Annotated in this window: 21 protein-coding genes; 8 read left to right on the top strand and 13 right to left on the bottom strand. The window is 52.5% G+C overall.

What is annotated here, in order from left to right; translation table 11 throughout:
- Nucleotides 1-19: 19 nt before the first annotated feature.
- The gene (locus MCON_RS06545; RefSeq protein ID WP_013719223.1) at nucleotides 20-1,417 is read right to left on the bottom strand and encodes a bifunctional ADP-dependent NAD(P)H-hydrate dehydratase/NAD(P)H-hydrate epimerase; all 1,398 of its coding nucleotides are present in this window, start codon (nucleotides 1,415-1,417) and stop codon (nucleotides 20-22) included.
- A 103-nt stretch (nucleotides 1,418-1,520) separates the two neighbouring features.
- Complete coding sequence (locus MCON_RS06540; protein ID WP_013719222.1) at nucleotides 1,521-2,534, bottom strand: sulfurtransferase; 1,014 nt, start codon at nucleotides 2,532-2,534, stop codon at nucleotides 1,521-1,523.
- Between the two features lie 283 nt (nucleotides 2,535-2,817).
- Between MCON_RS06540 and MCON_RS16085 the strand changes: the two genes are divergently transcribed.
- On the top strand, nucleotides 2,818-3,072 hold the full coding sequence (locus tag MCON_RS16085; protein WP_013719221.1) for a hypothetical protein: 255 nt from the start codon (nucleotides 2,818-2,820) through the stop codon (nucleotides 3,070-3,072).
- Nucleotides 3,073-3,080: 8 nt separating this feature from the next.
- Nucleotides 3,081-4,118 (top strand): glycosyltransferase, encoded by a 1,038-nt coding sequence (locus MCON_RS06535; protein WP_013719220.1) that lies wholly within the window; start codon nucleotides 3,081-3,083, stop codon nucleotides 4,116-4,118.
- A 338-nt stretch (nucleotides 4,119-4,456) separates the two neighbouring features.
- On the opposite strand, the gene MCON_RS16400 is transcribed toward MCON_RS06535, so the two are convergent.
- A complete protein-coding gene (locus MCON_RS16400) occupies nucleotides 4,457-4,672 on the bottom strand; it encodes a hypothetical protein (protein ID WP_162145005.1) in 216 nt (71 codons plus the stop codon).
- Nucleotides 4,657-4,965: a winged helix-turn-helix domain-containing protein gene (locus MCON_RS06525; protein WP_013719219.1), complete on the bottom strand. Its 309-nt coding sequence runs from the start codon at nucleotides 4,963-4,965 to the stop codon at nucleotides 4,657-4,659. The genes MCON_RS16400 and MCON_RS06525 overlap by 16 nt, the downstream gene beginning before the upstream one ends.
- A gap of 872 nt (nucleotides 4,966-5,837) precedes the next feature.
- Here MCON_RS06525 and MCON_RS06515 point away from each other — a divergent pair.
- The gene (locus MCON_RS06515; protein ID WP_013719218.1) at nucleotides 5,838-6,311 is read left to right on the top strand and encodes a hypothetical protein; all 474 of its coding nucleotides are present in this window, start codon (nucleotides 5,838-5,840) and stop codon (nucleotides 6,309-6,311) included.
- A gap of 61 nt (nucleotides 6,312-6,372) precedes the next feature.
- On the opposite strand, the gene pstA is transcribed toward MCON_RS06515, so the two are convergent.
- The 5 genes from pstA to MCON_RS06490 all read right to left on the bottom strand — a co-directional run bounded on the left by pstA (nucleotide 6,373) and on the right by MCON_RS06490 (nucleotide 11,899).
- Nucleotides 6,373-7,620: a phosphate ABC transporter permease PstA gene (gene pstA / locus MCON_RS06510; RefSeq protein ID WP_013719217.1), complete on the bottom strand. Its 1,248-nt coding sequence runs from the start codon at nucleotides 7,618-7,620 to the stop codon at nucleotides 6,373-6,375.
- A 1-nt stretch (nucleotide 7,621) separates the two neighbouring features.
- A complete protein-coding gene (gene pstC, locus MCON_RS06505) occupies nucleotides 7,622-8,530 on the bottom strand; it encodes a phosphate ABC transporter permease subunit PstC (RefSeq protein ID WP_157863707.1) in 909 nt (302 codons plus the stop codon).
- Between the two features lie 100 nt (nucleotides 8,531-8,630).
- Entirely contained in the window at nucleotides 8,631-9,734 is a 1,104-nt protein-coding gene (locus tag MCON_RS06500) for an ORC1-type DNA replication protein (protein ID WP_013719215.1), read from the bottom strand.
- A 26-nt stretch (nucleotides 9,735-9,760) separates the two neighbouring features.
- Nucleotides 9,761-11,665, bottom strand: a complete 1,905-nt coding sequence (gatE, locus tag MCON_RS06495) for a Glu-tRNA(Gln) amidotransferase subunit GatE (RefSeq protein ID WP_013719214.1) — start codon at nucleotides 11,663-11,665, stop codon at nucleotides 9,761-9,763.
- Between the two features lie 3 nt (nucleotides 11,666-11,668).
- Entirely contained in the window at nucleotides 11,669-11,899 is a 231-nt protein-coding gene (locus MCON_RS06490) for a histone family protein (RefSeq protein WP_013719213.1), read from the bottom strand.
- 333 nt (nucleotides 11,900-12,232) lie between these two features.
- Between MCON_RS06490 and MCON_RS06485 the strand changes: the two genes are divergently transcribed.
- Both MCON_RS06485 and MCON_RS06480 read left to right on the top strand, forming a co-directional pair.
- The gene (locus MCON_RS06485; RefSeq protein ID WP_013719212.1) at nucleotides 12,233-12,568 is read left to right on the top strand and encodes a hypothetical protein; all 336 of its coding nucleotides are present in this window, start codon (nucleotides 12,233-12,235) and stop codon (nucleotides 12,566-12,568) included.
- A 67-nt stretch (nucleotides 12,569-12,635) separates the two neighbouring features.
- Complete coding sequence (locus MCON_RS06480) at nucleotides 12,636-12,884, top strand: glutaredoxin family protein (RefSeq protein ID WP_013719211.1); 249 nt, start codon at nucleotides 12,636-12,638, stop codon at nucleotides 12,882-12,884.
- On the opposite strand, the gene MCON_RS06475 is transcribed toward MCON_RS06480, so the two are convergent.
- The gene (locus MCON_RS06475; RefSeq protein WP_013719210.1) at nucleotides 12,881-13,546 is read right to left on the bottom strand and encodes a DUF5612 domain-containing protein; all 666 of its coding nucleotides are present in this window, start codon (nucleotides 13,544-13,546) and stop codon (nucleotides 12,881-12,883) included. The two genes, MCON_RS06480 and MCON_RS06475, sit on opposite strands and share 4 nt — an antisense overlap.
- Before the next feature lie 84 nt (nucleotides 13,547-13,630).
- Here MCON_RS06475 and MCON_RS06470 point away from each other — a divergent pair, with 84 nt between their 5' ends.
- From MCON_RS06470 to MCON_RS06460, 3 genes are read left to right on the top strand one after another with little or no spacing between them, the layout of a single operon-like run.
- Complete coding sequence (locus MCON_RS06470; protein ID WP_013719209.1) at nucleotides 13,631-13,939, top strand: transcription factor S; 309 nt, start codon at nucleotides 13,631-13,633, stop codon at nucleotides 13,937-13,939.
- 50 nt (nucleotides 13,940-13,989) lie between these two features.
- Complete coding sequence (pcn, locus tag MCON_RS06465; protein WP_013719208.1) at nucleotides 13,990-14,724, top strand: proliferating cell nuclear antigen (pcna); 735 nt, start codon at nucleotides 13,990-13,992, stop codon at nucleotides 14,722-14,724.
- Complete coding sequence (locus tag MCON_RS06460) at nucleotides 14,721-15,746, top strand: DNA primase large subunit PriL (RefSeq protein ID WP_013719207.1); 1,026 nt, start codon at nucleotides 14,721-14,723, stop codon at nucleotides 15,744-15,746. Before pcn ends, MCON_RS06460 begins: the two co-directional genes overlap by 4 nt.
- On the opposite strand, the gene MCON_RS06455 is transcribed toward MCON_RS06460, so the two are convergent.
- From MCON_RS06455 to MCON_RS06445, 3 genes are read right to left on the bottom strand one after another with little or no spacing between them, the layout of a single operon-like run.
- Nucleotides 15,715-17,484, bottom strand: coding sequence for a molybdopterin biosynthesis protein (locus tag MCON_RS06455; protein WP_013719206.1), 1,770 nt, complete (start codon nucleotides 17,482-17,484; stop codon nucleotides 15,715-15,717). The two genes, MCON_RS06460 and MCON_RS06455, sit on opposite strands and share 32 nt — an antisense overlap.
- 32 nt (nucleotides 17,485-17,516) lie before the next feature.
- The gene (gene aroC, locus MCON_RS06450) at nucleotides 17,517-18,605 is read right to left on the bottom strand and encodes a chorismate synthase (protein WP_013719205.1); all 1,089 of its coding nucleotides are present in this window, start codon (nucleotides 18,603-18,605) and stop codon (nucleotides 17,517-17,519) included.
- Complete coding sequence (locus tag MCON_RS06445) at nucleotides 18,595-19,848, bottom strand: PAS domain S-box protein (RefSeq protein WP_013719204.1); 1,254 nt, start codon at nucleotides 19,846-19,848, stop codon at nucleotides 18,595-18,597. The genes aroC and MCON_RS06445 overlap by 11 nt, the downstream gene beginning before the upstream one ends.
- Between the last annotated feature and the right edge of the window lie 44 nt (nucleotides 19,849-19,892).

The raw sequence follows: 19,892 nt of genomic DNA, 5'->3' as shown, positions 1-19,892 counted from the left end.
TTTCTATCTCAGCTCCATCCTAAAACCTCATGGCCTGAGGGATCATCTCCACCACATCGGTGGCCAGCATGCCGAATCCCTTCTCCAGATAGACCAGATCGCCCGCCCTGCCATTGACGAAGGCTGCTGCGCTCGCTGCCCGCAGGGCAGAGGCGCGGGCATAAAAGGCGGCCGCAATCCCCGCCAGCACGTCCCCTGTCCCGCCAACGGTCATTCCCGGATTCCCGGTGGTATTGGCCCGAACTATCTCTCCATCGGTGATCAGATCGACCTTTCCCTTGAGGAGAATGGTCACGCCCCTCTCCCAGGCATAGCCCCTCACCAGCTCAGTCCTCTCCTTATAGTCCAGGTCGATGAGAGATATGCCGCTGATCCTTTGAAACTCCCCGGCATGAGGGGTGACGAGCCCCTTTAAGGGAAGGCCCGGCAGGAGGGCATCGGCATCGATGACCACCTTCTCAGCCAGAGGAATTATGCTGGCAATGGCATCTCGGGTATCGGGATGCCTTCCCAATCCCATGCCCATGACCACCACATCATGAGCGGCGATCAGATCCTGGAGAGGCTGCAGGTCATTTGCGGAGAGGTGATCCTCTGAAAGCTCTCTCACTATGAGGTTAGGAGAGAAGCAGGAGATGGTCTTTGCCGCCCTTGCCGGCGCAGCCACTGTGACTATATCTGCGCCCGCTCGCAGAGCGGCGAGGGCGGTGAGGGCAGGAGCGCCGGTATAGGGGCCGCCGCCGATGACCAGAATCCTGCCGCTATCCCCTTTATGGCTCTCTGAAGACCTCTTCTTCAACAGCCCCAGATCTCCCGGCCCTACAAAAAGCTCGGCCCCTGGAGGGATGCCGATGTCTGCCACGATAACCCTCTCCCCCAGATCCGGCTTTGGGCGGTGAAATGTGACCACATAATCAGCCCGCACCGCCTTATTGGTCCCAAGGCCGCTGGGAATGTCCACAGATAGCACCTTCTTTCCCGAACGGTTTATAGCATCGATTGCTTCCGCCTCCAGCCCGGACACCCTTCCTCTCACCCCAGTTCCAAAGATGGCATCTACTATCAGGTCGCACTCATCGAGCATAAGGTCCTCTGCATCCTTTATCTCTCGCAAATCCAAGTGCAAGCGCTCCAGGATCTCCCAGTTCCTCCTTGCCTCCTCAGTGGATATATCGCGGGAGCGACCCAAAAGGTAAACGGTAGCATTATAGCCTGATAAATGGCGGGCAGCGACGAAGGCATCGCCGCCATTGTTGCCCCGGCCGGCCACAATTGCGACTCTCTTTCCCGGAGACGATGCGACAACCTCTCTGGCTATGGCAGCACCCGCATTTTCCATCAGCTGGAGAGGAAGCAGACCGAAATACAGGCAGTTGGCGTCCAGGGCCTGCATCTCTTCCCAGGATATAATTCTCATAGATAAGAATTAGTTGGGCTAAGAGCATAAAAGTATTGGCAGAGAAACGAGCAGAGAAATCAAATCGAGGACTAAAAAAGAGGATCAGAGGGAGGTGTATGAATCATTTCGATCGATTCATCTCCTCTAATTGCCTTCTCTCCTCCCTTTCAGCCTTCTGCCAGTCCCTGTAGGTGTACATCTTGGCATCATAGCCGAGCATATCCAGAGAAAACCATATCACAGAGGCTTTGGTCCCTGTAGTGGTAAACACAACCACCGGTTTATTCTTGGTCAGGTTGCTGAATATTCCCTCAAGCTCGCTCTCCGCCCGAATGATCTTTCCATCCAGGGCTTCATCATAGGGAATATTGATGGACCCAGGTATTGTTCCGCGCTCGAATTCCTCCACCGATCTAGCATCCACTATTTGAGCCTTACCGCTCTTTGCATAATCATAATTGGCATACAAATCCTCTCTGAATGCGGGCGAATAGGTGCTCTTAGGCCTGGTTGTAGATGAGTTTTCCACGGGCAATCCCGCCTCCATCCAGGCATCTATCCCACCGTTAAGCACTCTGATATCCTCATGGCCCATGTAGCGAAGCAGCCAGTAGACGTAGGTGGCAGTGGAGGGGCCTCCCCCGCAGGGCTGGCACTCGCCATACACCACCAGAGGATCGGTTCGGGAGATGCCAGCATCACCCAGAATCCTGGCGATATCCGAGATGTTCTTAAGGCAGGCGGTATTGTTGATATCTACGAATTCCCGATATGAGATGTGGACTGCACCCGGTATGAAGGAACCCGGATAATCACTGCCATCCAGTATTATAGCATTCCCAGCGATATTTGAAGGCTTTACAAGCATGTCGATTGAAGGGGCCACCATATCCTCTGAATCCTCAGTTACAGCCGGATTTCCATCCTGATTTGGCTGGCCGGAGGAATTGGCTCTCCCGGCTTCTGAAATGGAATCACTTGATAAGATGCTGGTGATCGTCTCTTTTGCCAGACTATCTAAAAAAGTGCATACATAGCACTCGGCGCTTGCTGATGAGCAGAATAATGCGACTGTCAACAGCATTATTGCAGGTGCTCTCATGCCACCCCAGGCGGCCGGTTTGAGCTCAGACATAGATCATCTTTCCTTCGCTAGGTATCATTTGTGCGGTTGATTGCTGAGTATGATTGCTTCCTGTTAAAAATCCTTTTGTCCAGGACAGGATGCATCCTTAGTTCAGATTATGATAGGAAATAATTCAATATCATCAGATCTTGGCCTTCTGCATCGTTTATACGCCAAAAAGCTCATTGAACACGCAATCAGATCTCTGCTAGACAGAGCCAATCAGAGGATCTTCCATGAGGTTAAAGAATCTGGGCGTTGCGGCGGGATCGATAGGCAAAGGGAATGAAATATGAACATAACAACAGTAGCAATGATCTTAGCAATAGTATTGACCGGAATAGCATTTGGTGAAGATGAATTTACTCAACATTTAGGGAAAAATGTAACTGTAAATGTATGCAATATGACAGTATATCAAGGAAACATGACTGAATGGTGGAACGACTCGATAGTAATTAACGAGTTGTGTGATCCATCGATAGGAAATATTACAATTAAAAAAAGCTGCATAGTGTGGATAAAAAACGGATTTGTATGTGATTAGGCAAGAATATGAAGATCCTAACGATTGTACCAGCACATAATGAGGAACCGACATTAGATTCATGCATAAATGGAATACGAAATCAAACCATCGAGACAGATATCCTAGTAGTGTGCGATAATTGTACGGATAAAACAGAACAATTGGCACAATCGCTAGAAGTAAATACGCTAAAAACTATAAACAATGTACACAAAAAGTCTGGTGCATTAAATCAAGCGTTAGATAAATACTTACTGGATTATGATTTAATTTTAGTACAGGACGCTGACACAATAATTGATCATAGATTGCTGGAAAACGCCGTAAAAGAAATAAATAAAGATAAGAAATTGGGTGCGGTTTGTTCAAAAGCAGGAATAAAAGATATCATGTCATCTAAATGGAGTGAATTGCTCTGGTGGCACCTGCAACGAATAGAATATGCGACATTTGATAGTTCAAGAATCGAAACCGCTGGATCGATAAAAGTAGTACATGGAATGGCCGCGGTTTATCGAACAGCCGCATTACAACAAGTAAAAAATAAGTGGGGCAGAATATATGATGAGAATAACATCACTGAAGACTATGAACTAACAATATGCCTAAAAGAGCTGGGGTGGAAAACAACCGCATGCATGGATATGCGGGCATGGACCGAAGTGCCGGTAACATTAAAAGAATTATGGAAACAACGAGTACGCTGGTTTAGGGGTGGGATTGATGTACTAAGGACTCACGGAATAAATAAAATAACAATAACTGAATATCTCCAACATATATTATTTATTATATTGACTGTGTTGAATGTACTAATAATATACTATCTTTCAGTTGTACTAATATCCGGTGGCCAACTAGGTATCCATCCGTTGTTCTATCTAGTAGTGGCAATTGTAACACTAGATGGATTATATAGATTACGCTATGCAGAAAATGTAAAAACAATAGAAATTGTTATACGATTAGCCATATTACCTTTTAGTATATATATGATGTTATACCAAGCACAACAACTATGGGCATATTGGTTATCAATAACAAATGCAAAAAATGAATGGTGAAAAAATGTATTCAATATCAAACGGAGTCATTAGTGCATCTTGTCTTTGTACATGCGCTTGCGCGGTAGAACCAAGCGGCATGTTTTCAAATGTAGGCATACATACAGTACCTATATTTATAGGAGGATTCATGGTAATTGATACCAGCGTTAAATTACTGAGACTGTGGTACAAAGAAAATCACAGATAGAAATAACCAATTTTTCCTGAAGACCGGTGTTCTCCCAGCGCCTGCACCCCCCATTCCTACAAGTCCGGAGCTCTGAGTCCATGCCCAAAATCTCCATCCAGGCGACGCTTAAGCTGGTTAGATCATTCCTCTGGTTCTTTTTATATAGTCAGTCAATGGGCAAGGTCAGGTCGATTCTACATCTTTTTTGATGCGAAAAGACCATTAGTGCCAGAGCATTAACTGAAACGCCAAGCAGAGATGATATAGAGACCACCATAACAATGAGAACGAGCCGCTTTCTCTGCTGTTCTACGCGCTCTATTAGATCATATACCGCATCTGCCGAGGTATTATCTTCCATTATTCTCACTCGCTCGCCCATTCATTTAGTACAAAGAGCTCATCATTGATGGTCTTGAACCATTCATATCTCGATTTGCCCAGGGGAGTGAGCTCAAATACTATTACCTCTCTTGCCCCCCATGCGAGCCTCTTTTCCTCAATATACCCGGCATCTTTCAGCATATTGATATACTTCTCAGCCGAAGTCGTCTTCAGATTGGCGCACTGAATTATATGGGTCTTCAGCGCCCGGCCTTTTGACTGGCCCTTTGAAATGCACTCAAGGAGCTTGAGGACGATCTTGATTGCAGGCCTGTATTTCGCAACAACCATTAAGTATCCCCATCACAGCTCTTAAAAGGCTTCCATACCTTTAGTACATCACTACTATATCAGAATGTAGCTGCTCTGGTATATCAATCTTTATTGCTCAATATTGATTGAATCTAATTTTTTAACTGTTTAGCTTCTCAAATTCATCTTTATGATGGAAGAAGCCATTAACATTGGATTAACCTGCATTGCAGGGAAGATTGCCGCTATAATGAGGCCCAGACATCTGAGTAATGGGCCCAATTTGCCCGGTTGGACCACCAGAATTATAATTATTGTGATGGTTTTTATTAACCTGCTCGACCTTCAACATCCAAAATTTTTATATAATATTAATATCATCATTAGATATTGATCCTTTAAGACATAAATACCTAGAGAGATTGCATAGAAAAAAAAAGAATGTGGCAAAAACATAAAAAGAGGAAGCAGTCAAAAAAAGGTTGCTATTTCATTAGCATAATTGCCATTAGAATCGCGAATACGTATATTCGTAGACAATTGAGATCCAAGCCATGATTGGATCCGCAGCTCCATTATGATAAATCCTAGCAGTAATCCTGGCATGAATGGTTTTCCCTGGTCTTCCCAGGATGATCAAGCCGCTGAATGGGATGGACCCACGTTTCATTCTTGCTATACACCAGACCTATATGATCTATATACCTGATATAGACCTATATAGTATAATGGGACAAGGAATATATTGGGTGGATTCAATCGCTGATTGGTGCCTAAGGATTTGACAGATAACTCAGGATGCAGTGTCTGCACCAATTCTCTTGCAGGCAAGATTGCCGAATCGCTGTTATGCATAAATTCCGATCGATTCTCATCTAATCCGATTTTCATCTTCTATGGGAGGTTAATGAATGATTAATGCAATTGGTTATTGTGACATACGTTATGTTGATAGCCTCTCTGGCCTTCTCAAGTATTACGAAGCACTAATGCAGCGGGGTGGTCTGGTAGCAAGAGCTGGTGAGGTGAGATCTCTTAAGCTCGGCCTGATTCTGGATTTATTGAAGGCGGTGGGAATTCCAGAGGGCCACAAGTCCGGCCTGATCTCTGCCGTTCTGAGGGGCTGGGATATGAACTGCAGGAACAGGAGCATCGTGCAAGTGGAAGAGGAGCTGCAGGCAATTTCGATCAGCATCAATGCCCTTCAGAATGAGCTGGCAGCAGCAAAGAGCCAGTGGGGGCCCAAGGCCAGGCTGAGGCTGGATACAGCAGTGCTGGTCGCCCTTCCTCTTATGCCAACCGACCTGAAAAGCGATGAGGTGGGGACGATCCAGGACCTTCTTCGTCGAACAATGAACTGCCTTAAGGCAAAAATGGATGGATGATCGCTCTTTTTCCATAAACTATTATCTTGCAGATCAATTTGTTTTTTGTCTCATGAGCCATTTACCAGGAGATCTTCTTGCGGTAGTAATTTCTCACCACAATGGCCAGAAGGTTGGTGCTTAAAACCAGCGATATCAGCACCAGAGCCGTACCCCAGGCCCGAGCCTCCACATCCCAGGCCCCCAGGAAATAGATCAGGTTCAGGAGATGGTAGTTCAAGTTGTTCACCGGCTGAAATAGATCGGGGATCACCCCATAGATCATCTGCACTGGAGAGGCAGTGAAGGTAACCGCCGTCCACATGATGGGCGCAGTCTCGCCCGATGCCTTGGCCACTCCCATGATCACCCCGGTGAGAATGCCGGGCATGGCAGAGGGCAAAACCACCTTTCTTATGGTCTGCCACTTCGTAGCTCCTAAAGCCATACTCCCCTCTCGCAGAGAGTTGGGAACGCTCTTTAATGCCTCCTGGCTGGTCAGAATTATGGTGGGGATGTTTATAAGGCCCAGGATGATCGATCCGGAGATCAATGATACTCCGAACAGGCTCACCAGAAATGCCAGTCCGAAGAGGCCATAGACCACGGAGGGAACTCCATTCAAGCAACTCACCGCAATGGTGATCAGCCGGTTGAGCCTCTCGCTCTTGGAGTACTCATGCAGGTAGATGGCCGCTCCAATTCCAAGAGGAGAAGAGATGAGCATAGCCCCCAGAACCATCCATAAGGATCCCAGTATGGCAGTGCTGATACCCCCCGCCTGCCCCAACCTCCTGTGGGGTGAAGTCAGAAACTCCCAGTTTATGACCCATATGCCTTTGTAGATGATGATGAACAGGATTCCGCCCAGCAGGATAATGGAGAGCATCGCCGACATCCTGATTCCCAGAAACACCAGCGCCTCTCTTCCCCTGGCGGTATAGCCATAAACTATATTGAGGGCATCCTTGATGCATAGCAGGCTGGCGACCAGGACCAGCAGAGGAAGCAGGAATGAATACTCGAAGGATGCCCCGACACCAAGCGGTCTTTTAATGATAAAATCCGGATTAAGAGCGCCTGAATAGGACAGGTAGAAAACCGACCCGCAAAAAAGAATATCCAGTATGAACAAAAGCGCTGTTCTTACGCTGGCGCCTTTCATTGTCAGATATGAGCCCAGAATTAAGAGAGGACAGAGGATGAGACTGGCCTCCCAAATCGGTTTTATCCGATCGAGTTCCGGCTGGAGGATGAGGCAGATTAGGGAAGAGACGAATAAGAATGCTGATATGACCACTGAGGCTGCTAGTGCAGGCTTCAGCTTCAACTCAATATCCTCCGAACTTCTTTCTGATCCGCGCCCTGGCAAAATCCGCAATCAAGCTCAGTATGGAGACCACAAGCAATAGAATGAGACCCACGGCAAAGAGGGCGTGATAGTGGGTCGATCCCCTGGCAACTTCACCCATCTCTCCGGCAATGACGGAGGTGAATGTCGCCCCCTGGTCGAAGATATCATAGTAGGGAGAGGCTATCCTGGCCACGTTGCCCACCACCAGCAGCACTGCCATGGTCTCGCCTATTATGCTTCCTATATTGAGGAGCACGGCAGCGGTGATTCCGGATGATGCCGCGGGTATGGTGACATTTCTTATTGTCTGCCACCGGTTCGCCCCCAGGGCGAGGGATCCCTCTTTGAACTCCCCCGGCACCGCCCTTAGAGCGTCCTCGCAGATGGTGGTGAGGTAAGGGATGAACATCACTCCCAAAAGTATTGATCCGGCCAGAATTGACCTTCCGGTGAGCATATCAAAGCTATCCTGCAGGTAGGATACGAGGATGATCACTCCTAAAAAACCATAGACAATGGATGGAACCCCTGCCAGGAGCTCTATAGCCGGCTTGAGGATCGCCTTGCTCCTGGGGCCAGCCAGCTCGGCGAGGTAGATGGCCAGAGGAAATCCGATGGCGATGTTGATGAAAAGGGCCAGAATGGTGATGGTGAGGGATGCGGTGATAAGGGGCAGAAAGCCGTAGATATCACCAGAAGGATGCCATTTCATACCCGCTAAAAGAGAGATGATGCCAAGCTCCGAAAATGCGGGAATGCTCTCGTGAATGAGAAAATAGAATATTAAAAGCATGACCAGAATCGATGTGATGGCGGACACAAATAAAAGCGTCTCTACGAAAAGCTCGCTATACCTGCGGGGCATCATCATTCGTGGCCGATTCATTGAAGGTCAATTGAATCCACCGGTTAAAGTCCTTATGCATTGTATCTATATAGATGCATTACTCAGGACGGAGCATATGGGCACAACTTTTTTCAAAAATTCATTGATTCAATCTGCTGAGGATCTCCTCAGCCTCATAGCGCACCCTAATTATGCGGCTTCGTCCTCGTTCACCCTGCCCGGTAAAATCGGCATTGATTAGCCGGATCGCATCCAGCTTATTCAGGATCTCATGAAATCGGGTGTATCCCGCACCCGTCTTCTCATGGAAGAGGCGGAATAGCTCCCCTGCGCGCCAGCTCTCCTGGAGGGTCGCCATGCGCAAGACCTCCTTCTCATCCGCCTTCAGAGATTTCAAGGCATAGGTGAGGTGGACCAGACGGGAGCGCTCCAGCGAGCTGGCCACGTCCTCAGGGGATATGCTCTTAGAAGCGCGTTTTTCCGCATTCAGGCCAGCCCTCTTCAGAAGGTCGATTCCCACCCTCAGATCCCCGGACTTCTCCGTATGGTCGACAACAGTCTCCAGGATATCATCAGCAATCACCCCCGGATAGAAGCCCATCTGCGACCGGCGGCTGAGAATATCCTTGATCTCATTGCGGCTGTAAAGAGGAAATATCACCTCTTCCGCCTGAAATACCGAGACCACCCTGGGATCGAGAACATAGTTCAAAGCCAGCTCGCTCATGATGCCTATCACTCCCATCCTGGCCCCGGGACAGGTCTCGTGCGCCCGGAGAAGGGAGTATAGGACATGGTCCACCTCCTTTTCTGGGAAGAGGTAGTTGATGTCGTCCAGGGCCACTATCAGCACCTTATCCTCATCTGCCGAATGCTGGGCCACCTTCTCGAAGACCCGCTTGAAGGAGATGCCGCTGGATGGAGGGGCATGCTCGAAGATCTTCTTGTAAAGCTGGTAGAAGACCGCATATCTGGTGGAATCCATCTGACAGTTGACATGCACCGGGACGATCCGAGTGGAATGGGCCTCGATCTCCTCGAAGAGCTTGAAGATGGCCGTTGTCTTTCCCGTTCCCGGCGGGCCGAGACAGAGGGCATTTACCGGCCGCCCCCCCTGCAGAGCTGGCCGGATGCAAAACTTGAGGCTGTCCAGCTGCCTTTCTCTATGGAGGAACTGATCGGGCAGGTGATCTAGCTCGAAGATGTCCCTGTCCTTGAAGAGGGTCTCCTCCCAGAGGAGCATATCCGGTTTTTTAGGTCTTTCTGGATTCACTCGCTCAGTATATTATTTATTTCCTTCTTCAATATGGCGCTCACCAGGGCGCCATCGGCCTTGCCTCTCAGCTCCTTCATCACCAGGCCCATGAGCGGGGCGGCTGCCCTCTCCCCTTTTGAACGCACTAGATCCATTTTATCCGCTACAATGGCCTGGACGATCTTGGCCACCTCCACCTCGTCCACCCCTGCCAGCCCGGAAGCAGCGGCTGCATCAGCTGCCGATCTGTCCGGACGCTCGGCAAGGGCGCGAAATAGTTCGGCCAGCCCTTCCTTGGCGATCCGTCCCTCCGCCACCAGCCCCAGGGCGTCCTTGAAATGATTATCTGAGAGCGCTGATATGTCCACCCCATCTCTGGCCAGCTCGATTGGAATCGTCTCCAGGGCCCGGACTGCAATGGATGGTGAGAGCTGGATATGGGATACGATCTCCTCAAAGAGCTGATAGTTGGGAGAGGCGGCCATCACCCTGGCCAGCTCGGAGTTCAAGCCATAATCGCGACCAAAGCGCTCTGATCGGGCCCTGAAGAGCTCGGGAAGCTCAAGGCCTTCCAGCGTCTGCTCGTTGATCGCCACGGAGGGCACATCCGTCTCCGGATACATCCGGGCCGAGCCTGGCAGGGGCCGCATATACTCCGAGCAGCCATCGGGAAGAGCGCGGCGCGTCTCCTCAGGCACCAATTCCATGGCTTCCCTCGCCCGGACCAGGACCGCATCCATGGCCTTTCTGGCCCGGTCCTCGGGTCCTGTGACCATGATCACTGCGTATTCCTTCCCTGCTTGGAGTTGAACTCTTACCGACTCGACCTCTGCAGCGGTCACGCCATAAGCGGGCAGCTCATCGCTATGGAAGATCCCCCCCACCCCCGCTCTCTTGGCCCGATCGGACATCTCTGAGCCAAGCCTTCTGCCTGGCTGGACCTCCCTTCCCACCAATCCGGCAAATCCCGCCAGCCTGCAGGCCAAGACCACGCCGCCTTTCTTGATGGATCTGGCTAAAACCTTGGAATCGGTCTGGGAGAAGAGCGATGTGACATCAAATACGGTATCATCGACTGCTGCCCCCCGCCTTATAAGCTCCTCTTTGATCTGCAGCAGCCCATGCTGGCGGAGTGCCTCCAATTCCACAATCTTGTCCACCAGGTTCAGGGCCTGTACCCCTTTGATCTCCACCCGGGCCCCGCCTTTTATGGAGACATTCACATCCTGGCGAATGGTGCCCAATCCCCTTTTCACCCGGCCAGTGGAGCGCAGAATCATGCCCAGGTACGAGGCCACCTCCCGGGCATGAGCAGGAGAGATGATATCAGGCGCCGTCCCAATCTCCACCAAAGGAATGCCCAAGCGATCGAGGGAGTAGACCAGGCTGTCTCCCCGGTCCTCGATGATCCTCGCAGCCTCCTCCTCCAGGCAGAGTATGTCTATGCCCACCGGTCCCTGGTTGGTCTGAATGCTCCCCTTAGAGCCGATGTAGGCCGTGCGTTGGAATCCAGAGGTGTTGGAGCCGTCTATCACCATCTTCCTCATGGTGCAGACCTCATCCACGATCTGCATGCTCAATAGACGGGCGATGACTAATGATATCTCCAGGGCCTCGGGATTGATCTGGGACGGCGGCTCCTCGTCCGCTTCCACCAGGCAGGTGGTGTCATAGCACTTGTAATGGAACTTGCGCGAGACCAGTACTTCCTCCAAGGCAGCGCGATCGATCTCCCCAAGCTCGCTTCTCGATGGGCGGAGATAGCGGAAGAACTCAAAATTGGAGTCCTCTACCTCTCGATGAGCGGTGGGGCAGCCGCAAAAGAGCTTGCAGGCGGTATCCAGCTGCTGATGAATCTCGATTCCACATATGAGGCCCAATTGGCGGTAGTCCAAACCGGGGGGGTTATCAGTTGCCATCGATCACCTTTCTAAAACCGCAGGAGGTTTAACTCTTTTGACTGCTTCTCTTATGTCCTCCGCTTTGACAGTCTTCCTCTTGGCGTGGTTCGCCCAGCCCGCGGCCTCTCGAGCCACCTCCAGGCCATAGCTCTCCAGAACCTCTGCCAGCGCATCTCTTGCGCCCTCGCTCACTCTTTTAGCCCCTGCTTCGCGAATCAGTCTGCTTACCGGGGCAACAGGAAGTATTGGCATATCTCAAACACCCCATAAATCCGGATAATGAATCCAGAAGAGCCTTAAATTGAACTCCTCTGGACTTAAAAGCCAGAATACCGTCTTTAGTGGCCTTTAATTCCATATATAATTTTTGTTTTGCCAATAGCTTCTATTTATTTGGACGACCAGTTGCATTTGCTTGATTTTTAATTTTTTATTAAAGAACGGCCCGTTTGATCCCATCTTTGCGGATATTATGGATATCATACAGCCGTTTTGGATATAACGCCAGAATAATGCAATTGCCTTTGAAATTGGACGGGAAATGTTATTTAGCTTGCCGCGATACAAGGTTGAGAGGAGAGGACGATGATTCAGTGCATATGTAAAGCTATTATTTATGAGGATTTCGAGGATGTGTATGGCCCCTGCGGCTGCGGTATGACCCTGGCCACATTGCCAGTCCTTCTTCCCCGGGACTGGGTGGTGCTGGAACGGCCCCACCAAGCAGAATGCGATGACTTCTGCAAGGGCCTGGATTACCGCAGGATTTCGGGAATGAGCTGCAGCAATATCTTTGAGCATGAGATGGAAGGCGTCGAGTACATGGCCAACTTCTCCTGCTGCCGGGAGTGCGCAGAGAAGGCTGTGGCCCAGGGATATGCGGTCTGGTCCAAGAAATCCTATCCTATGGCACTGCGCTGAAGCCTTTTGTTTTGAAACCACAAATCTAATATTTTACAACATGAAAAACAATGGCCGAGGTTTACAATTGGTCTATAGAGTCTATTCCACCAAATCCTGCCCCAAATGCGAGCAGCTCAAAGCAGCTCTTGTCAAGGCTGGCATCGCTTTTGAGAACATCGATATGGGCACTCCCGAGGCCCTCACCGAGCTGCGCATAAATGGCGTTTTCACCCTCTCCGCTCCAGTGCTCCAGGAGGAAGATAATTTCTATACCTTAGAGGACCTTTTCTCTGGCGATAACCTTCGCGATCTGGCGGGCATCCTCAAGGGCTAGAACTCCCTTCCTCTCACCCGGGCGATATCGAAGACGGCGGTGCTGGCCACATGCATAACGGCAAATGTGCCTGCCTGAATGGGGTCTGTGACCACCATATCCGCCTGACCGGGAACTGAGCCCGCCATCTTCAGGGCGATGACCGGTATTCCCTCCTCCTGAAGCCGGGCCACCTCCTGAGTGATGCGCCCTCCCATGAGAGCTCCTGCTAGGACCAGAATGCTGGCCCTGGGCAGACGGCTCACTGCGCTTACGGCATCGGCTATGGCCACTTCACCAACCAGGGGGATGGTATCCACGCTGATCCTCTCCCCCCGCAGATTGTGCCGATCGGCCTCATTGACCGCTCCTACTGCCACCTGGGCTACCTGGGCCCCGCCCCCTATTATTATCACCCTGGATCCGTAGATCTTCTCGAATGGATCATGGACTGAGACCTCGGTGATGGAGTCAAACCCATCCAGCTCCTCGATCATTCTATTGACATCCTGGGTGGAGCAATCGATCTCCATGTAGACCGATGCTTTGTCGCTGTTGATTCCTCTCTCCACCACAAACTGCTGGGTGTAGACTATATTGCCACCCATCTTTGCCACCACGCCGGCAATATCGCGCAGCATTCCCGGGCGGTCCAGGCAGATCACGTTTATCGCTATGCTCATTTCTCGCCTCTGTGCTTTTTTTGCTCTTCACGCCAATAGCGCACCTGGCAAACTTTAATATGACGAGTGTCCACCCTAATCTCAATGGAATTTTGTCCCCAATGCAAGAGCATGATGATGCCCAAAGATGGAATGATGGTCTGTCGCAAGTGCGGCCATAAGCTGCCCAAAGCCAACAGCGAGTCCCTGGTCAGCAAGACTGAGCAGCTCTCTCGCATAGTTCCCGTGCTGGAACAGGAATCTGCTGGCCTTCCCACCACCACCGCCCGCTGCCCGGAATGCGGCAATAATGTCGCATACTGGTGGCTGCGCCAGTTGCGCAGTGCAGATGAGAGCGAGGTTAGGTTCTTCCGATGCACTAAATGCAGCAACACCTGGCGAGAGTACGACTAGGCATCAACTATATTAAATATTAAATTGTCATTCCCCAGGAGGCTCAAGGAATGTTCAAGGCAGTAATCAATGCAGAAACTCTGCGCGATGCAATCGACTCAGTCTCTTCTCTCGTGGATGAGGTTAAGTTCTCCATATCCGAAAATGGTCTGGAGCTGAAGGCAGTAGATCCTGCGAACGTAGCCATGGTGTCTCTCAAGATAGGCAGCGACGCCTTCGAGTACTTCAAGGCCGATCAAGGAGAGATCGGCGTGGACCTGGTTCGCTTAAGCGATGTCTTGAGCATGGCTGACAGGGGTGAGAATGTGCAGCTGGAGCTGGACGAGGAGAGCCACAAGCTGAAGATCGGCGTGGGCTCACTTTCCTACACCCTAAGCCTTATCGATCCCACGGCCATAAGGAAGGAACCACGCATCCCCGATCTGGACCTGCCGGCTCATGTGACGCTTCCCGGCGGGGAGTTGAGAAGAGCAGTAAAAGCAGCGGAAAAGGTGAGCGACCACGTGATCCTGGGCGTCTCTGATGAGGGCTTTTATATGGAAGCCAAGGGGGATATCGACTCCCTCAAGCTCAAGATCCCCAGCACTGAGCTCTTAGGCATGAAGCCAGGCGAGGCCAGGAGCCTCTTCTCTTTAGACTATCTGCAGGATATGTCAAAGTCCATCAGCAAAGCAGGAGAGGTCACGCTGGAGATGGGCATAGACTACCCCCTGCGGGTAACCTTCAAGCTAGGCCAGTCCGTGGACATCAACTATCTCCTCGCTCCCCGAATTGAGCAGGAATGAAGATCTCGGACTATCCTTTTACTCAGGAGGCGGCAGAAGCAGTCCGCAGCCGAAATATCTCCCTGGATAGCCTTCTGGACAAATCCCTTTTCCAGTCGGTGCGATCCAGAGCGGCAGAACGCCTGCGAGGAGCGGTCGGCGGTGAAGCCATTCCCGATGGGCGGGCGAGCAGCGAGTCTGAGCAGCTCTTTGAACTTCTCAGCTATCCACTGGCCAGGGTCATGGTCTCCTGTCTGAACGATCCCATTCTTCTGCGCCGATACGCTCTGGCAGAGGCGAAGCTGGCCTTCCGGAGGATGCAGCATGAAAAGGAAGGGCTGGTCGTCCTGGCCAACGACCTGGGGATCAATCCTCAGGGGCAGGGGCCCTGGAAGATCCATTTTTCTGAATACATCCGGGCAGCACACCGCATGCACAGCCCCAAATGGAAGCTCACCAACCGCGATCTGTCTGAGGGATATCTTACGGTCACCGATGTCGAGCTCAGGCGGTTGTTGGAGGAGGCGATCAGAGAGAAGGTCCTCAAGGGTCTGCCAGTATCTGTGGACGAGAGGATCTGCCAGGGCCTGGAGGAGTATCTTGCCCCGGTCAAGAGAGACCTAGAGGCCCTGGCTGCCAAGCAGAAGATCGATTTGGGAGAGGTCAAAGAGGGCGCTTTTCCCCCCTGCATCAAAAAGATGCTCTCTGAGGTCTCAAAAGGCGCCAACCTAGCTCATAGCGCCCGGTTTGCTCTGGTCAGCTTCCTCTTGCAGATCAATATGACCCCTGATGAGGTGATCGCCCTTTTTGCCACCAGCCCGGACTTCGACCAGGATCGCACCCGCTACCAGGTTGAGCATATCGCTGGAGCGACAGGAACCCGGTACAAGCCGCCTGCATGTGCTACCATGGCCACATATGGCAACTGCCCTGGGGAGGACGATCTCTGCCGGAGGATTCGCCATCCTCTCAGCTACTATGAGAGAAGGTCAATCATGCTCAAACCAGGAGCTATATCGTCTGCAAAGGAAGGGCAGACATAAGCGATTTTATCCGGGGATTTCCCAGGCCCTTGGGCCCTGCCAAGAGGTACAATTCGTCCTCTACTACCGGCTTGAATCCCAGTCCGGCCTGGCTTGCTGCCTCCTTTTCCCCAAATCCAAGGTCCGCCCGGCCGGAGGCAACGATGGCCGCCATGGCAGTGTGGGTCTTGGCCAGGCGCACGTAAACGGGAGCGCCGATGCCCATTTCCGTCAGGGCCTGCTCGAATGCCTCTTTCATAGCGGAATCCCTCGGCCAGCCCACTATCCTCTGACTGGCCGGGTCGACCGGAGCTGAAGGGTCCCGGTAGATCAGCCCCAGCTCTCTTTTGCCGCTCCAGACGACCTTCGCCTCGCCCTTGGGAGCCTCTTCCAATGGGCTTGAAACCGCTGCCAGGTCTGCAATGCCATCCTCCAAATAGATCCGTCCCCGGTACGAACCGGTGTTCAAGAGCATCAGCCTCCAGGGCAGATCCTCTGCCAGCCGCTCGAGGAATAGGGAGTTCTCTCCTGCCACCACCAGACAGGGACCCTGGGCTGGCGAGAAGAGTCGGACCTGGACCGGTGATCCTCCCTCTAAGAACTCCACACCTGCCGGAATCTCTATCACTCCGTCAGCCAGGGCCAGGGTGGTAATCGAGCCGCTGCCCTTGTCCACCGGATAGACCAGATCCCCCGATACGCCCACTGCCAGCATCTGCTGCCTTCCTTCCGTGCGCAGAGGGCCGGCCAGCCTTCCGGCGGTTTTGTTCTCAGAATGCCCACGGCCCAGGACAGAGCGTATGGCGGGGGCGGCCAGCTCGGCAAAGACGGTCAGAGCGCTAGTGGGATAGCCTGGCAGTCCGATACATGGCTTGCCCCGGATTATCCCGAAGATGGTGGGCTTTCCCGGCTTGAAGTTTACCCCGTGAAATATCAGTTCTCCGACCTCCTCTATAACCTGATAGATCATATCCCCTGCCCCGGCTGAGGTGCTGCCGCTCACCAGGATCATATCGCACTCTTCTGCCATCCTCAGCAGGGTTCTCGCCATCTGTTCCTTATCGTCCGGCAGAATGCCATAGCTCCTGGGACGGGCGCCGCAGTCCTCCACTCCCGCAGCTATGGTGTAGCTATTGATATCATAGATCTGGCCGAGCAAGAGCTCCCGGCCGGGGGGAATTAGCTCCGCTCCGGTGGAGGCCAGGCCCACATCCAGGCTTCGTACCCGGACGCTCTCCCTTCCCAGAGCGGCCAGAACGCCTATCTCGCGGGCTGCAATCGGCGTTCCGGGAAAGAGGACTGCCTCCCCAAAGGATATGTCGCTTCCAGCCGCCTGAACGTTCTCCCCCCCAAAGGCCGGCCTGCGGATGTAAACGATGCCCTTCTGGGCCAGGGAGTACTCGATCATGACCACCGCATCTGCACCTTTGGGCATCATGGAACCGGTGGAGACCTCCGCTGCCTCGCCCCGCGAGATCTCAATCTCAGGCCTTCTGCCCATGGGCACCGATCCCGCCAGGCGGAGAGATACAGGCCGGTCCTCTCTCGCTACGATAGTGTCCTGAGAGATGACCGCATAACCGTCCATAGAGGCGCGGCCAAAGCCGGGAACATCCTGGCTTGATATCACCTTCTCCGCCAGGATACAGCCAAGAGACGAGCCCAGGGCAACGGCCTTTTCCCGGGCTGGCGGCAGGTGGTCTGAGATGATCGATTTGGCTTCCTGTAATGAGATGAGGCTGCGAAACTCCTTGGGCATGCCGCCCCAATAAGCCCCGAAAAGATATAAAATCAGAGCCTTGACATTCTCTGACGCAGAAGGTGGTCTGCCAGGACTATTGCGACCATGGCCTCGGCTACCGGTACCATCCTGGGGGGTATGGCCGGATCGTGCCTCCCTTTGATCTCTATCTCCGCATCCATTCCGGCAGCTAGGTCCACGGTATGCTGCTTTTTGGCGATGGACGGGGTGGGCTTGACTGCAATCCGGCAGACTATATCCATTCCCGTGGATATTCCGCCTAAAATGCCACCGGCATTGTTGCCCTCAAAGCCGATCTTCCCTCCCTCCATTCGGAGAGGATCGTTCATCTCGCTTCCCCGCATACCGGCGCAGCCAATACCCGCCCCTATCTCCACCGCCTTTACCGCCCCCAGGCTCATGAGCGCTTTGGCCAGGTCAGCATCCAGCTTGTCGAAGACCGGATCTCCCAGGCCCGGCGGCACCCCCCGGGCGATGATCGTTACCATGCCCCCCAGGCTATCACCCTCCTGCCGGACAAGATCCAATTGCTCCATCATCCTCATTGCAGCATTAGGATCCGGGCAGCGTATGGGGTTGGCCTCCACCCGGGCGCGAAGCTCAGCCAAATCTACCGAATCGGTCCTGGACTTGATCCCTCCAAGCTCGGTCACAAAGGCTGCGACCTCCACCCCAAAATGCTGCAGCAGCTTCTTGGCCACCGCTCCCGCAGCCACCCGGCCAGCCGTCTCTCGAGCGGACGACCTGCCCCCGCCCCGATGGTCGCGCAGGCCATACTTCATCTGATAAGCATAATCGGCATGACCTGGCCGGGGCCTGTTGCGCAAGAGGTCGTAGCTGGCCGAGTCTGCATCCCGGTTCCAGATCAGCATGGATATGGGGGTGCCGGTGGTCTTTCCCTCGAAGATGCCGGAGAGGATCTCCACCCGATCCGCCTCCGTTCTCTGGGTGGATGCCCGGCTCTGGCCCGGACGCCTGCGGTCCAGCTCCTTTTGAATATCATATTCCGTTAATGCCAGTTCTGCTGGGCAGCCGTCTAAAACAACGCCCACCGCTCTGCCATGAGACTCGCCCCAGGTGGTGATGCGAAATAGGGTTCCAAAGGAGCTACCAGGCATATTTCATAACCTCGATCTCGTTTTCGGAGAGAATGGTGGGGGGCTTCTCAGATCGATCCAAAATATATCCGATGCGCAACGATGCTCTTTCCAGAAAATGCAGGCATTCAAGCTCCTCGCAGGCCAGGACCAGCGCCCCCTTCTTCTGCGCTCCGGAGATTATCGGCGCTGATATCCAAGATCCCCTCGATCCATCTTTAACCTCGTGAACCAGAGGCTTGCCGAGAAGGTCGCAGCCTGCCTGGATATCATTGACGAACTCGATCAAGACCTCCACCGATCCATGCAGAGCCCTCAGCACCAGGCCCCTATTCTCCTGGAGGAATATGCCCCCGACATCCGCCCCGCCTGCCCCAGAGACGATAAAGGCCAGGGAATCGGCTAGCACCTTGTCCAGATCTTCCTTGGAGGAAAAACAGATCTCAGATATCCGATCCATTGCTTCCAGTTCCCGGTTGGCCCTGAGGATCTCGATCTCCCTCTCCTTTCTATCCGTTATATCCAGGAGATTTCCCAGGACCGCCCTCTGCCCCTCGTGCTCTATGGGCATCGTCCGGAACTCTATCCAGCGACATGTTCCGTCCTTGCGCAGAACCCTTGATTCATAAATCGGCACGCCGGACTGCCGGTCTTTTTCCAGCCGGATCGCGCACTGAATGTCATCAGGCGTGATCAGCTGCCAGAAGGGCATCCCCAGGAGGCTATCCGCAGAGCAACCGAAGATCTCTCCCAGCCTCGGATTGACCAGCTTGAAGACCCCCTCCTGGAGGATATAAATGCCAGCCAGGGCATTCTCCACAACATTTCTGTGAATTCTCTCCGACCTTTCGATGCACTCCCTCATCTGCCTCTCATTTGCCTTGAACCGTGCCTCTTGTATGAGGTTTTCAAAGACATAGGGGAGGCTCTTGAAGCTCTCCAGGCTCTTGACCACATATTTAGTCGCCCGATTCTCGAAGGCAACCACTGCCATCTCCGTTGTGCCGTGGCCGGAGACCATGACCACGGGGATATCTGGGTCCAGCCTTCTGATCCTCACTAAAACATCCAGGCCTCCAATCCCCGGCAGAACCAAGTCCACAGAGATCAGATCGTATCTATCCTGGGATATCATCTCCAGGCCATTCTCTCCTGTGGCGGCAAAATTCAAGAAGAACTCATCATGCCTTCGGAAGCCCATTTTGATCAGCTCTGCATGCTCTGGATCGTCCTCAATGATGAGAATGCGATAAGGCCCTGCCATTAGAAACCATCCTTGTCAAGAAGAAGGATGCTTTATCTGTATTT

This window comes from Methanothrix soehngenii GP6 (genome assembly GCF_000204415.1).
Classification (GTDB): domain Archaea; phylum Halobacteriota; class Methanosarcinia; order Methanotrichales; family Methanotrichaceae; genus Methanothrix; species Methanothrix soehngenii.
This window is presented reverse-complemented; position numbering and strand designations above follow the sequence as displayed.

Bases quoted from the DNA above. Each gene is read 5' to 3' on its own strand.
- MCON_RS06545 (WP_013719223.1), bottom strand. From the start codon at position 1,417: ATGAGAATTATATCCTGGGAAGAGATGCAGGCCCTGGACGCCAACTGC.
- MCON_RS06540 (WP_013719222.1), bottom strand. From the start codon at position 2,534: ATGTCTGAGCTCAAACCGGCCGCCTGGGGTGGCATGAGAGCACCTGCA.
- MCON_RS16085 (WP_013719221.1), top strand. From the start codon at position 2,818: ATGAACATAACAACAGTAGCAATGATCTTAGCAATAGTATTGACCGGA.
- MCON_RS06535 (WP_013719220.1), top strand. From the start codon at position 3,081: ATGAAGATCCTAACGATTGTACCAGCACATAATGAGGAACCGACATTA.
- MCON_RS16400 (WP_162145005.1), bottom strand. From the start codon at position 4,672: ATGGGCGAGCGAGTGAGAATAATGGAAGATAATACCTCGGCAGATGCG.
- MCON_RS06525 (WP_013719219.1), bottom strand. From the start codon at position 4,965: ATGGTTGTTGCGAAATACAGGCCTGCAATCAAGATCGTCCTCAAGCTC.
- MCON_RS06515 (WP_013719218.1), top strand. From the start codon at position 5,838: ATGATTAATGCAATTGGTTATTGTGACATACGTTATGTTGATAGCCTC.
- pstC (WP_157863707.1), bottom strand. From the start codon at position 8,530: ATGAATCGGCCACGAATGATGATGCCCCGCAGGTATAGCGAGCTTTTC.
- MCON_RS06500 (WP_013719215.1), bottom strand. From the start codon at position 9,734: ATGCTCCTCTGGGAGGAGACCCTCTTCAAGGACAGGGACATCTTCGAG.
- gatE (WP_013719214.1), bottom strand. From the start codon at position 11,665: ATGGCAACTGATAACCCCCCCGGTTTGGACTACCGCCAATTGGGCCTC.
- MCON_RS06490 (WP_013719213.1), bottom strand. From the start codon at position 11,899: ATGCCAATACTTCCTGTTGCCCCGGTAAGCAGACTGATTCGCGAAGCA.
- MCON_RS06485 (WP_013719212.1), top strand. From the start codon at position 12,233: ATGATTCAGTGCATATGTAAAGCTATTATTTATGAGGATTTCGAGGAT.
- MCON_RS06475 (WP_013719210.1), bottom strand. From the start codon at position 13,546: ATGAGCATAGCGATAAACGTGATCTGCCTGGACCGCCCGGGAATGCTG.
- MCON_RS06470 (WP_013719209.1), top strand. From the start codon at position 13,631: ATGGAATTTTGTCCCCAATGCAAGAGCATGATGATGCCCAAAGATGGA.
- pcn (WP_013719208.1), top strand. From the start codon at position 13,990: ATGTTCAAGGCAGTAATCAATGCAGAAACTCTGCGCGATGCAATCGAC.
- MCON_RS06460 (WP_013719207.1), top strand. From the start codon at position 14,721: ATGAAGATCTCGGACTATCCTTTTACTCAGGAGGCGGCAGAAGCAGTC.
- MCON_RS06455 (WP_013719206.1), bottom strand. From the start codon at position 17,484: ATGCCCAAGGAGTTTCGCAGCCTCATCTCATTACAGGAAGCCAAATCG.
- aroC (WP_013719205.1), bottom strand. From the start codon at position 18,605: ATGCCTGGTAGCTCCTTTGGAACCCTATTTCGCATCACCACCTGGGGC.
- MCON_RS06445 (WP_013719204.1), bottom strand. From the start codon at position 19,848: ATGGCAGGGCCTTATCGCATTCTCATCATTGAGGACGATCCAGAGCAT.